Origin of the sequence: Streptomyces sp. NBC_00234, assembly GCF_036195325.1 — a bacterium.
GTDB lineage: Bacteria > Actinomycetota > Actinomycetes > Streptomycetales > Streptomycetaceae > Streptomyces.
In genome coordinates this window covers 1,221,850-1,233,637 of the sequence record NZ_CP108101.1, presented here as the reverse complement: position 1 = coordinate 1,233,637, position 11,788 = coordinate 1,221,850, and the positions used below count along the sequence as shown (strand labels likewise).

The 11,788-nt window shown below is 69.7% G+C and carries 12 protein-coding genes and 1 riboswitch; of the genes, 9 read left to right on the top strand and 3 right to left on the bottom strand.

Annotated elements, in window-relative coordinates:
• The first annotated feature begins 49 nt into the window (after window positions 1–49).
• From OG230_RS05225 to OG230_RS05190, 8 genes are all read left to right on the top strand, one after another.
• Window positions 50–970: a DUF881 domain-containing protein gene (locus OG230_RS05225; protein ID WP_328908951.1), complete on the top strand. Its 921-nt coding sequence runs from the start codon at window positions 50–52 to the stop codon at window positions 968–970.
• Window positions 967–1,299 (top strand): small basic family protein, encoded by a 333-nt coding sequence (locus OG230_RS05220; RefSeq protein WP_003970459.1) that lies wholly within the window; start codon window positions 967–969, stop codon window positions 1,297–1,299. Before OG230_RS05225 ends, OG230_RS05220 begins: the two co-directional genes overlap by 4 nt.
• A gap of 5 nt (window positions 1,300–1,304) precedes the next feature.
• Window positions 1,305–2,117 carry a DUF881 domain-containing protein gene (locus OG230_RS05215; protein ID WP_328908950.1) on the top strand — a complete coding sequence of 271 codons (813 nt, stop codon included), beginning with the start codon at window positions 1,305–1,307 and terminating at the stop codon, window positions 2,115–2,117.
• A 61-nt stretch (window positions 2,118–2,178) separates the two neighbouring features.
• Complete coding sequence (locus OG230_RS05210) at window positions 2,179–3,105, top strand: FHA domain-containing protein (protein ID WP_328911311.1); 927 nt, start codon at window positions 2,179–2,181, stop codon at window positions 3,103–3,105.
• A gap of 41 nt (window positions 3,106–3,146) precedes the next feature.
• Window positions 3,147–3,887, top strand: a complete 741-nt coding sequence (ftsR, locus tag OG230_RS05205; RefSeq protein WP_328908949.1) for a transcriptional regulator FtsR — start codon at window positions 3,147–3,149, stop codon at window positions 3,885–3,887.
• Between the two features lie 53 nt (window positions 3,888–3,940).
• Window positions 3,941–4,414 (top strand): bifunctional nuclease family protein, encoded by a 474-nt coding sequence (locus OG230_RS05200; protein WP_014044725.1) that lies wholly within the window; start codon window positions 3,941–3,943, stop codon window positions 4,412–4,414.
• 168 nt (window positions 4,415–4,582) lie between these two features.
• Window positions 4,583–5,203, top strand: a complete 621-nt coding sequence (locus OG230_RS05195) for a MerR family transcriptional regulator (protein WP_328908948.1) — start codon at window positions 4,583–4,585, stop codon at window positions 5,201–5,203.
• 75 nt (window positions 5,204–5,278) lie between these two features.
• On the top strand, window positions 5,279–6,736 hold the full coding sequence (locus OG230_RS05190; protein ID WP_328908947.1) for a DNA polymerase IV: 1,458 nt from the start codon (window positions 5,279–5,281) through the stop codon (window positions 6,734–6,736).
• On the opposite strand, the gene OG230_RS05185 is transcribed toward OG230_RS05190, so the two are convergent.
• Window positions 6,658–7,029 (bottom strand): PRC-barrel domain-containing protein, encoded by a 372-nt coding sequence (locus OG230_RS05185; RefSeq protein WP_328908946.1) that lies wholly within the window; start codon window positions 7,027–7,029, stop codon window positions 6,658–6,660. The genes OG230_RS05190 and OG230_RS05185 overlap by 79 nt on opposite strands.
• A gap of 133 nt (window positions 7,030–7,162) precedes the next feature.
• Window positions 7,163–7,259, top strand: a riboswitch (glycine riboswitch).
• Window positions 7,260–7,450: 191 nt separating this feature from the next.
• On the opposite strand from OG230_RS05185, the gene gcvP reads away from it, so the two are divergent.
• The gene (gene gcvP, locus OG230_RS05180; RefSeq protein ID WP_328908945.1) at window positions 7,451–10,336 is read left to right on the top strand and encodes an aminomethyl-transferring glycine dehydrogenase; all 2,886 of its coding nucleotides are present in this window, start codon (window positions 7,451–7,453) and stop codon (window positions 10,334–10,336) included.
• Window positions 10,337–10,421: 85 nt separating this feature from the next.
• On the opposite strand, the gene OG230_RS05175 is transcribed toward gcvP, so the two are convergent.
• The gene (locus OG230_RS05175; RefSeq protein ID WP_328908944.1) at window positions 10,422–10,628 is read right to left on the bottom strand and encodes a DUF5999 family protein; all 207 of its coding nucleotides are present in this window, start codon (window positions 10,626–10,628) and stop codon (window positions 10,422–10,424) included.
• A 300-nt stretch (window positions 10,629–10,928) separates the two neighbouring features.
• Window positions 10,929–11,516: a hypothetical protein gene (locus tag OG230_RS05170; protein ID WP_328908943.1), complete on the bottom strand. Its 588-nt coding sequence runs from the start codon at window positions 11,514–11,516 to the stop codon at window positions 10,929–10,931.
• Window positions 11,517–11,788 lie beyond the last annotated feature (272 nt).

The window sequence follows — 11,788 nt, the reverse complement described above, 5'->3', positions numbered from 1 at the left end:
CGGTGGGGCCATTCGGCGGTAGCCAGGGTGACGTGCGACGATGTGCGGCATGTCGCAGCAGTCCCCCGATCGGAGCACCGCCTCTCCGCCCGCGCGCCCCGACGCGTCCATGTCGCTGCTGACCAACGTGATGGACCACAGCCTCGACGAGGGATACGCCGAGGCTTCCGCGCGCCGTAAGGCCGACGGGAGCGCGGGGCTGCCCCGCACGCTGAAGTCGAAGCTCGGACTTGCCGCGGGTCTTGTGCTGGCCGCTCTCGTGGTGACCCTCGGTGCCGCGGAGGCGCGGATCTCGGCCCCTGTGGTGGCCAAGGAGCGCGAAGAGCTCATCGACCGCATCGACGGGGAGACCACTGCGGCCGACGCCCTCGAATCAGACGTCGAGGAGTTGCGTACGGACGTGAGCGAGCGGCAGCGCAAGGCCCTCGAACAGCACGGCGGCGACCAGGCCGAACTGGTCGCGCTGCTTTCCGGAGCGACCGCGGTCGAAGGACCCGGAGTGAAGCTCGTCGTCGACGACGCGGAGGACACCGACCAGGGCGGAGGCGGTCCGCGTGAGTCGACCGGTTTCGCCGACACGGGCCGCGTACGGGACCGCGACATGCAACGCGTGGTCAACGGCCTCTGGCAGTCCGGGGCGGAAGCCATCGCCATCAACGGGCAGCGGCTGACCGCACTTTCGGCGATCCGCGCGGCGGGCGACGCCATACTGGTCGACAACAGACCGCTCGTGCCGCCGTACACGGTGCTCGCGGTGGGGGACGGCAAGAGGCTCGCCACGGCGTTCCAGGACAGTGCCGACGGGCAGTATCTCCACGCGCTGCAGGAGAGCTTCGACATCCGTACCAGCATTTCCGATCAGGAGAAGGTACGGCTGCCCGCAGCGCCGAGCCTGATCGTGCGTACAGCAGAGCCGAAGGCCGCGGACACCGGCAGTGGTGGGGCGGATACAGGGAAGGGCACATCGTGATCGCCGTACTGGGCCTCGTCGTGGGAGTCGTGGTCGGACTGTTGGTCCGGCCCGAGGTGCCGGCGGTGGTCGAGCCCTACCTGCCGATCGCCGTCGTGGCTGCGCTCGACGCCGTCTTCGGTGGCCTGCGGGCCATGCTGGACGGAATCTTCGTGGACAAGGTCTTCGTGGTCTCCTTCCTCTCGAACGTGGTGGTGGCCGCTCTGATCGTGTTCCTCGGCGACAAGCTGGGTGTCGGAGCCCAGCTCTCCACCGGTGTGGTGGTCGTGCTCGGCATCCGCATCTTCTCCAACGCCGCCGCGATCCGCCGGCACGTCTTCCGGGCTTGAGGCCGATGAGCAACGACGAAACCCCCAGCGGCGAGGAGCGCACCGGCGAGCAGCCGGTCGACGCACCCGCACTCGCATCTGCATCCGCCCCGGAAGAGAACTCCGGGCGTCGGCGGCTGATGGCCGGTCTCTGGCCGCCACGGGTCAGCCGGGCCCAACTCATCGTCGCCCTGCTGCTGTTCGTCCTCGGGCTGGGGCTGGCCATCCAGGTCAGGTCGAACAGCGACAACAGCGCGCTGCGCGGCGCCCGCCAGGAGGACCTGGTCCGCATCCTCGACGAGGTCGACGACCGGACCCAGCGGCTGGAGGACGAGAAGCAGCGCCTCGACGATCAGCGCACGGAGCTCGAGAACAGCTCCGACCAGGCCGAAGAGGCCCGGAAGCAGACGCTCGAGAAGGAGCGTCAGCTCGGGATCCTCGCGGGCACCGTGGCGGCGCACGGTCCGGGCATCACGCTGACCATCAGCGACCCCAGCGGCGCGGTCGAGGCGGACATGCTGCTCGACGCGATCCAGGAACTGCGGGCGGCCGGTGCGGAGGCCATCGAGGTCGACGGCGTCCGCGTGGTGGCCAGTACGTACTTCTCCGGTGAAGGGGGAGCGATCGAGGTCGACGGCCACAAGGTCCGGGCGCCGTACGAGTTCAAGGTCATCGGGAAGCCGCAGGACCTGGAGCCGGCGCTGAACATCCCCGGCGGAGTCGTGCAGACGCTGGAGAAGGAGCAGGCCACCGCGCGGGTCGAACGGTCCGACGACATCGTCGTTGATGCCTTGCGACCGGCGGAGCGGCCTGACTACGCTCGGTCGTCGCCCCAGTGAGCCCGTGGCGCATGGGCGCCGAGGGACACGGGCAGGAGGTTCCGGGGGGTCGGCGCATCGTATTGGTGGCGCGTGGTGGAAACTGTCGAGTGGATACGGACGTTGTGAAGATGTCCGGGTCGGCAGGTGTGGTCATTCAGGGTTCGTCCTGCCCCACGGGCGGGTCTATGTCGGTCAAGGGGAAACGCCCGTGAAGTTGTTTGCGAAGTTGTTCGGAAAGAGCGCACGCGAGGACAGCAGCAGCGCTGCCCGCCACCGCGCTCCGCGGCATGGCCAGGGTGAGGAGCAGGGCGTGGACCGCCCGCTCTTCCGTGACGAAGTGTCCGGTTCTGCCGGTGACATTTCGGGCACTCCCGGCGCGTCGTCTGTTGACCCTGCCGGTGCCGGACGCATAGGTTTCGGGGAACCATCAACCTCAAGTACGGGTGGAGGGTTTACCCACGCCCCGGAGGGCTCGTCCATGCCGGTTTGCACGAGGTGCGGGCATCGCAACGCCGAGGCCAGCCGATTCTGTTCCAACTGCGGTGCGCCGCTCAGGGGCGGAGTGCCGGAGCGGGCGTCGGAGACCACGTCGACCATTTCGATCTCCGGTCTCGAGGCGTACGAGGCGGAGGCGACGGGGCAGACCATGCTCCCCTCGCTCTCGCCGGAGGCCCAGGCCGCCGTCGACGCCCTCCCGGCGGGGTCCGCGCTGCTGGTGGTGCGCCGTGGCCCCAACTCGGGCAGTCGCTTCCTGCTGGACGGCGACCTGACCACCGCGGGCCGTCACCCGCAGAGCGACATCTTCCTCGACGACGTCACCGTGTCGAGGCGGCATGTGGAATTCCGCAGGAACCCCGACGGCAGTTTCACGGTCGGGGATGTCGGCAGCCTCAACGGTACGTACGTCAACCGTGAGCGCATCGATTCCGTTCCGCTGACCAACGGCGACGAAGTCCAGATCGGGAAGTACCGGCTGGTCTTCTACGCGAGCCAGCGGGGCGTGTGACCTCTCCCGGACTCCGTCCGGGGGGACCCCCAGGAAGGTCCATGCTGCGAACATCCACGGGCGGTGCCGGTCACGGCACCGCCTCCGCGGACGAGCGGGCGATGAGCATCGGTACGGTGCTCCTCCGCCTGCGCGACGAGTTTCCCGAAGTCACCATCTCCAAGATCCGGTTCCTCGAGGCCGAAGGGCTGATCGAGCCGCAGCGCACGCCTTCCGGATACCGGAAGTTCAGCTCCGCGGACGTCGAGCGGCTGGCGCAGGTCCTGCGGATGCAGCGGGACCACTACCTGCCGCTCAAGGTCATCCGCGGCCATCTGGACGCCCTGGCCAGGGGTGAGAACGTCGCCCTCCCGGCCGCGGGCGGGCAGCGGGATCCCGACGGCTCCTGGGATGCCGACCCGGGCAGGGCCACAGCGGCCAGGATCGGGCGTTCCGAGCTTCTCGCCGCCGCCGAGGTCACCGAGGACCAGCTCGACGAGTGGGAGTCCTACGGGCTGATCTCGGCGACTCCGGAAGGCGCGTACGACGCCGAGATGGTCACGGTGGCAAAACTTGTGGCGGATCTGGGGCGATTCGGTCTGGAACCGCGGCATCTGAGGGCCATGCGAGCCGCCGCCGATCGAGAGGCCGGACTCGTCGAGCAGGTGGTCGCACCCCTGCGCCGGCACAGGAATCCGCAGACCAGAGCCCATGCCGAGGCCACCGCGAAAGAGCTGGCGGAGCTCTCCGTACGGCTCCACTCGGCGCTCGTGCAGACCGCTCTCGGCATCCGACTCCACTGAGCTCGGCCGAGCCCGACTACCCAAACATGGCGAGCACGTCCTAGGGTTGCTGTGTGAACGAGCTCGACGTTGTGGGTGTCCGGGTGGAAATGCCCTCCAATCAACCGATCGTGCTCCTGCGTGAAGTGGGAGGCGACCGGTACCTCCCCATTTGGATCGGTCCCGGCGAGGCGACAGCGATCGCCTTCGCCCAGCAGGGCATGGCTCCGGCCAGGCCGCTGACCCATGATCTCTTCAAGGATGTGCTCGAGGCCGTAGGCCAGGAGCTCACCGAGGTCCGTATCACGGACCTCCGCGAAGGGGTCTTCTACGCGGAGCTGGTCTTCGCGAGCGGGGTCGAGGTGAGCGCGCGGCCGTCCGACGCCATAGCGCTCGCCCTGCGCACCGGTACGCCGATCTACGGCAGTGACGGGGTGCTGGACGATGCGGGGATCGCGATCCCCGACGAGCAGGAGGACGAGGTGGAGAAGTTCCGCGAGTTCCTCGACCAGATCTCGCCGGAGGATTTCGATACCAACAGTCAGTGACCGTCCAGCAGGGGTGCTGTCAGCGCATCCGACAAGCCGTTCCCGGTAGCGAGTCACGGGAAACCACCCTCAGGGTGATTATCACTCGGCGTGCCGAGTGTGGCGATCGTTGACGCACCCCGAGTGACTGCCTACCTTCGAGAGGGCAGGTCAAGGACGGAGGTCGGCGTGAGAAGCAGCGGCGACGGTACGGTGGCGGGCGGGCCGTATCCGCAGCAGGGCAGTGCAGCCGACCACACCATCAGGCAGCCGGTTCAGCCGGTGGTGGCGGCGGACGGCGTGGCGGCGGTGGGCGACAGCGACATCGGCTACCGGGGCCCGACCGCGTGTGCGGCGGCGGGTATCACCTATCGGCAGCTGGACTACTGGGCGCGCACGGGGCTGGTCGAGCCGAGTGTGCGCCCGGCGTACGGATCGGGGACCCAGCGTCTCTACAGTTTCCGGGACGTGGTCCTCCTCAAGATCGTGAAGCGATTCCTGGACACGGGCGTCGCTCTGCAGAACATCCGCACCACGGTGCAGCACCTCAGGGCCCGTGGATTCCAGGACCTCGAACGCATGACGCTGATGAGCGACGGCGCGACGGTCTACGAGTGCTCCTCGCCCGACGAGGTCGTGAAGCTGCTGCAGGGGGGTCAGGGCGTCTTCGGCATCGCCGTCGGCGTCGTCTGGCGGGACGTGGACGTGGCCCTGTCCCAACTGCACGGCGAGCGCGTCGACACGGGCGAGACGCTGATCGGCAACAACCCCGCCGACGAACTGGCCAGGCGGCGCAACCGCGCCGGCTGAGTGGTGCGAACTGCCCGGGCCTCCGGAGGCGCCGGGCAGGCCGATTGTCAGTGCCATAGGGCAGCATCGGTTGATGTGAGAGCCGCGCCCACCATCCTGCATCTGGACATGGATGCCTTCTACGCCTCCGCGGAGCAGGCGGCGAAGCCGAGTCTGCGCGGCAAGCCCGTGGTGGTGGGCGGTCTCGGGCCACGCGGGGTCGTGGCCACCGCGTCGTACGAGGCACGGCGCTTCGGGGTGCACTCGGCGATGCCGATGGCCCAGGCCCGCAGGCTCGCCCCCAACGCCGCCTACCTGGTGCCGCGCTTCACCCTGTACAGAATGGTGAGCGACCAGGTGATGGGGCTCCTGGGGCGCCTGTCACCCCTCGTGGAGCCGCTCAGTCTGGACGAGGCGTTCGTCGACCTGGAGGCCGGTGGGGTCGCCGACGACTCGGCCTCGGCCCGCGAGATCGGCGAGCAGCTGCGTACCGCGATCAGGGCCGTCACCGGCCTCACCGGTTCCGTCGGTCTGGCCGGGTCCAAGATGCTGGCCAAGATCGCCTCGGAGGAGGCCAAGCCGGACGGCCTGTTCCTCATCGAGCCGGGTACCGAACGGGAGCTGCTCGCACCCATGTCCGTGCGCATCCTGCCGGGTGTCGGGCCGGCCACCGGAGACCATCTGCGACGGGCCGGGATGACCACCGTCCGCGACCTGGCCGATGCCGGCGAGGCGGAGCTCGTACGGCTGCTGGGAAAGGCGCACGGGGCCTCGCTGCACCTCATGGCGCTCGGGTACGACGACCGGCCCGTGGTGGCGGAGCGCGATGCCAAGTCCGTGTCGGTCGAGGACACCTTCGATGTGGACCTGCACGACCGGGTGCGCGTCAGGACCGAGGTGGAACGGCTCGCCGACCGGTGTGTGCGGCGGCTGAGGGCCGCGGAGCGGTCGGGGCGGACCGTCGTGCTCAAGGTGCGGCGCTACGACTTCTCGACGCTCACCCGCTCCGAGACCCTGCGGGGCCCCACGGATGACCCCACGGTCGTCAGGGAGGCCGCCGCGCGGCTGCTGGAGGCCGTCGACACCACCGGCGGCGTACGGCTGCTCGGAGTGGGCGTCACGGGGCTGGCGGACTTCACCCAGGAGGATCTGTTCGCGCAGGCCGCGGACGTGCTCAGCGCCGCCTCGGGGTCCGAGGCGGCGACCGGGACCGGAGCCGACGAGGAACCGGCGGAGGATCCCGGCGATGTCGCCGAGGAGACCCCCGAGCAGCTCGCCGCGCGGCGCTGGCCGGCGGGACACGACGTGCAGCACGGGACGTACGGCCACGGGTGGGTCCAGGGGAGCGGCGTGGGCCGGGTTACCGTGCGGTTCGAGGAGCCGGGCGACGCCCCGGGCCGGGTGCGCACGTTCCGGATCGACGACCCGGAGCTGCAGCCGGCCGAGCCGCTGCCGCTGGTGAGGGACCCGGTGGACTACTCCTCCTGGCCGGCCAGCCTGCCGAAGTCCCGGTCCGGGCCGGTTTCCTCGGGCGGCGGCGAGTCCAGGCCGTAGTGGCGGTAGAGCTGGAGCTCCTGTTCCGGTGAGAGATGCCTGCCGACGCCGAAGTCCGGCGCGTCCTTGATCAACGCGCGGTCGAAGGGGATGCGCAGCGCGTCGTCGACGAACTCGCTCGGTTCCAGCGGGACGAAGGCGTCCCTGCTGAACAGCCCGGTACGAACGGCCGCCCACTCGGGAACCCCGGTCGCGTCGTCGAGATAGACCTCATCCACCGTTCCGATCTTGGCGCCCTTGCGGTCGAATGCCTTGCGGCCGATCAGGCTGCGCGGATCGATATCGGTCTGCACGGTGCCTCCCACTGGTCGCAACAACTGAGGGTGGTTCCCCTATTACTCCACAAGCACTACGAAAGTGCAGATCGGGGGCGGCGGCCACTCGAGACGGCCGGGGTGTGCCCGCTGGTACGCTGGCAGTGGCTGCTGACCCCGTGCGGGAGAGTCCTCCGGTGAGAACCCGGAGGCGCCGAAGGAGCAAATCCTCCCCGGAATCTCTCAGGCCCCCGTACCGCACGGTTGAGGTCACTCTGGAAAGCAGGACGGGACTCGCACGGGCACATGCCGGCGCGGGACCCTTCCTCACCGACGGTGAAAGCCGGTACCCCTGGGATACCGGTGAAGCTCTCAGGTTGAGATGACAGAGGGGGAGGCCGTTCGGGCACCCACGCCGTGGTGCCCCTCGCAGGTCGTGACAGACCAGGAGGCCTCCATCATGACCCCCCGTCGCACTCCGCTCTCCCAGCTGGAGCAGGGCATTCCCTTCGAGCAGCGCCACATCGGGCCCGATGGCGAGGCCCAGGCGAAGATGCTCGCCCAGGTCGGCTACGGCTCCCTCGACGAGCTCACCGCCGCCGCGGTGCCCGACGTGATCAGGAGTGCGGAGGCGCTGAACCTCCCCGCCGCCCGCACCGAGGCCGAGGTGCTGGCCGAGCTGCGCTCCCTCGCCGACCGCAACCAGGTGCTGGCCCCGATGATCGGGCTCGGCTACTACGGCACCTTCACCCCGCCGGTGATCCTCCGCAACGTCATGGAGAACCCGGCCTGGTACACGGCGTACACCCCGTACCAGCCGGAGATCTCCCAGGGCCGCCTCGAGGCGCTCCTCAACTTCCAGACCATGGTCGCCGAGCTGACCGGGCTGCCGACCTCGGGCGCCTCCCTGCTCGACGAGGGCACCGCCGCCGCCGAGGCCATGGCGCTGGCGCGGCGCGTCGGCAAGGTGAAGAACGGCGTCTTCCTGGTCGACGCGGACACCCTGCCGCAGACGATCGCGGTGATAGAGACCCGTGCGGAGCCGACCGGAGTCGAGGTCCTCGTGGCCGACCTCTCCGAGGGCATTCCCGCGGAAGCCGCCGAGCGCGGTGTCTTCGGTGTGCTGCTCCAGTACCCGGGTGCCTCCGGAGCCGTCCGGGACATCAAGCCCGTCATCGAGCAGGCCCACGAGCTCGGCGCGATCGTGACCGTCGCCGCCGACCTGCTGGCCCTGACCCTGCTCACCTCGCCCGGCGAGCTGGGCGCGGACATCGCGGTCGGCACCACGCAGCGCTTCGGCGTGCCGATGGGCTTCGGCGGACCGCACGCCGGCTTCATGGCCGTACGCGAGAAGTTCGCCCGCTCCCTGCCCGGCCGTCTGGTCGGTGTCTCCGTGGACGCCGACGGCAACAAGGCGTACCGCCTGGCCCTCCAGACCCGCGAGCAGCACATCCGCCGGGAGAAGGCCACCAGCAACATCTGTACCGCTCAGGTGCTGCTCGCCGTGATGGCCGGCATGTACGCCGTCTACCACGGCCCCGACGGGCTGCGGACGATCGCCCGGCGCACGCACCGCTACGCCACGATCCTCGCCGAGGGCCTGCGGTCCGCCGGTGTCGACGTGGTGCACGGTTCCTACTTCGACACGATCACCGTGCGGGTTCCCGGCAAGGCCGCGGAGATCGTCTCGGAGGCCCGTGAGCGCGGTGTGAACCTGCGGCTCGTCGACGGCGACCTGGTCTCCCTCGCCTGCGACGAGACCACGACCCGTACGCAGGTCGCCGCTGTCTGGGCCGCCTTCGGCACCGACGGCGACGTCGAGGCGCTGGACGAGGTCGCCGCCGACACGCTGCCCGAGGGGCTGCTGCGCACCGACTCGATCCTTTCCCACCCCGTGTTCCACCAGCACCGTTCCGAGACGGCGATGCTGCGCTACCTGCGCAAGCTGGCCGACCGCGACTACGCGCTGGACCGCGGCATGATCCCGCTCGGCTCCTGCACGATGAAGCTGAACGCGACCACGGAGATGGAGTCGATCACCTGGCCCGAGTTCGGCGCGCTGCACCCCTTCGCGCCGGCCGAGCAGGCCCAGGGCTTCCTGACCCTGATCCGCGAGCTGGAGGAGCGCCTGGCCGAGGTCACGGGCTACGACGCCGTCTCCATCCAGCCGAACGCCGGCTCGCAGGGTGAGTTCGCCGGCCTGCTGGCCGTCCGCGCGTACCACCGCGCCAACGGCGACGAGGGGCGCACGGTCTGCCTGATCCCCTCCTCGGCGCACGGCACCAATGCCGCGAGCGCCGTGATGGCGGGTATGAAGGTCGTCGTGGTGAAGACCGCCGACGACGGCGAGGTCGACATCGCGGACCTGCGCGCGAAGATCGAGAAGCACCGCGACGAGCTCGCCGTGCTCATGATCACGTACCCCTCGACGCACGGTGTCTTCGAGGAGCACGTCGCGGACATCTGCGGCGAGGTGCACGACGCGGGCGGCCAGGTGTACGTCGACGGCGCCAACCTCAACGCGCTGGTCGGTCTCGCGAAGCCGGGCAAGTTCGGTGGCGACGTCTCGCACCTGAACCTGCACAAGACCTTCTGCATCCCGCACGGCGGCGGCGGTCCGGGCGTCGGCCCGGTCGGCGTGCGCGCCCACCTCGCGCCCTACCTCCCGAACCACCCGCTCCAGCCCGCCGCGGGCCCGGAGACCGGCGTGGGGCCGATCTCGGCCGCCCCGTGGGGCTCGGCGGGCATTCTGCCCATCTCCTGGGCGTACGTGCGCCTGATGGGCGGAGAGGGCCTCAAGCGGGCCACGCAGGTGGCCGTGCTCGCCGCGAACTACATCGCCAAGCGGCTCGAACCCCACTACCCGATCCTGTACAACGGCCCGGCCGGTCTGGTCGCGCACGAGTGCATCGTCGACCTGCGTCCGATCTCCAAGGCGACCGGCGTCAGCATCGACGACGTGGCCAAGCGCCTGATCGACTACGGCTTCCACTCGCCGACCATGTCGTTCCCGGTGGCCGGGACGCTGATGATCGAGCCGACCGAGAGCGAGAACCTCGCCGAGCTCGACCGCTTCTGCGACACGATGATCGCCATTCGCGGCGAGATCGAGAAGGTCGCCTCCGGTGAGTGGAGCGCGGACGACAACCCGCTGGGCAACGCGCCGCACACGGCGGCGGCGCTCGGTGGCGAGTGGGCGCACGGCTACAGCCGTGAGACGGCGGTCTTCCCCGCCGGTGTGTCGCCCGCGGACAAGTACTGGCCGCCGGTGCGCCGGATCGACGGTGCCTTCGGCGACCGCAACCTGGTCTGCTCCTGCCCGCCGCTGGACGAGTACGACCACTGAGGCACCTGAAGTAGAGCGTGACGCGGACATGCGTCGGGGCCGGTGCGGAGACTTCTCCGGCCGGCCCCAGTTCGTACGGCCGCTGTCAGGCGGCTTTCATGACCCGGCCCGTTTCCAGCGGCCGGTGCGGTGCGATGATCTGCCCGTCCGGGAGCAGCTCGCCGGTGTCCTCGAAGAGCAGGACGCCGTTGCACAGCAGGCTCCAGCCCTGCTCCGGGTGGTGTGCCGTGAGGCGCGCGGCTTCCCGGTCGGCGGAGTCGGCGGACGGGCAGGGTGGCTGGTGCTGGCACATGGATGGGTTCTTTCGCTGCGTTGAGTTGATTGTCCTGCGGCTTGACGGTGTGTTCATGGCCGCCCCCGTATCAGTCGGTCCGGTCCCAGTGTTGCCCCACGGGCGTCATTCCGCAGGGATTTCGCGGCAGCTCTCGTCCTCCTCTCAGGACGCATCACCCGGCCGGGCGGTTCAGGGCAACTCCACTGTCTTTTCGGGTGGTTCGGGGTGGCCCGTACGGACTAGCCCGGACGGGCAGCAGTGCGCCCCCGCCAGGGAGCCCCGGTGGTGGGGGCGGCGTGGCGGGGGCGGCGGACGTGGTCAGGCCGGCGAGCCGAGCAGCGGGCCGGGGGGAATGCGCAAGGTCATCACGGGCAGCAGATCGGCGACCGCGTGCGGACGGTGGGCGGCGATGCCCGGCGGTGCGGGTGCGAGCGGTACGAGAACGTCGGTGGGCGCGAGCGTGCCGCCGGAGGGGTCGGCTGTGATGTCACCGTGCAGCCACAGCGTGAGCATGTAGAGCCCCGGGATGGACAACAGGCGCGGCTGGCACGCGGTCGTCGCCGCTTCGGCCTGTCGTACGGCCAGCTCCGTCGAGGTGATGTACGGACCCTCGAAGAAGTGCGAGAAGGCCCAGCCGTCCGGGGTCAGCATGGTGTCCGCGGCGGCGATCGCGCGGTCCCCGCTACGGATCAGGAAGCGCCAGCCGGCGAGGCGGGTGGTGGGAGCTGCCTCGTTCGGACCGATCCGGTCCAGTACGTGGACGGGGAGCGGGAGTTCGGGGCTCAGCGGTCCCTGGACGGACCGGAGAGCGGGTGTGCGGGCCTCGCGGACTGCGGTGGGAGAACCGAGTGCCGCGAGAACGCTGCGCAATGCGGGCGCGGGAGCCTGAGGTACATGCAGCGGCATGGTGAGTCGCCTCTCACTTGGGAGACACGGTGATGCGTGGGCGGGTGCAGACGGCGCTGTCGGCGTGCCGGGGCCAGAGGACGGCCGGTATCGGGGCCTGTGCGTCAACTCTCTGCCTCGTTCGCGGAGTTTATACGACGCGTGTTCACACAATGTTTCCGCTAGCCGATTTCCATATTGTCCGCAAGGCGGTATCAGGACTTCGGAATGCGGAGTTTCTGGCGATACGGTCGGCCCGGTCGTCCTCCGCCAGGGGTTTACCCGAGACGGCG

Coding starts and splice junctions, on each gene's coding strand:
- ftsR (WP_328908949.1), top strand. CDS start 3,147: ATGCTGCGAACATCCACGGGCGGTGCCGGTCACGGCACCGCCTCCGCG.
- OG230_RS05175 (WP_328908944.1), bottom strand. CDS start 10,628: ATGTGCCAGCACCAGCCACCCTGCCCGTCCGCCGACTCCGCCGACCGG.
- OG230_RS05225 (WP_328908951.1), top strand. CDS start 50: ATGTCGCAGCAGTCCCCCGATCGGAGCACCGCCTCTCCGCCCGCGCGC.
- OG230_RS05215 (WP_328908950.1), top strand. CDS start 1,305: ATGAGCAACGACGAAACCCCCAGCGGCGAGGAGCGCACCGGCGAGCAG.
- gcvP (WP_328908945.1), top strand. CDS start 7,451: ATGACCCCCCGTCGCACTCCGCTCTCCCAGCTGGAGCAGGGCATTCCC.
- OG230_RS05170 (WP_328908943.1), bottom strand. CDS start 11,516: ATGCCGCTGCATGTACCTCAGGCTCCCGCGCCCGCATTGCGCAGCGTT.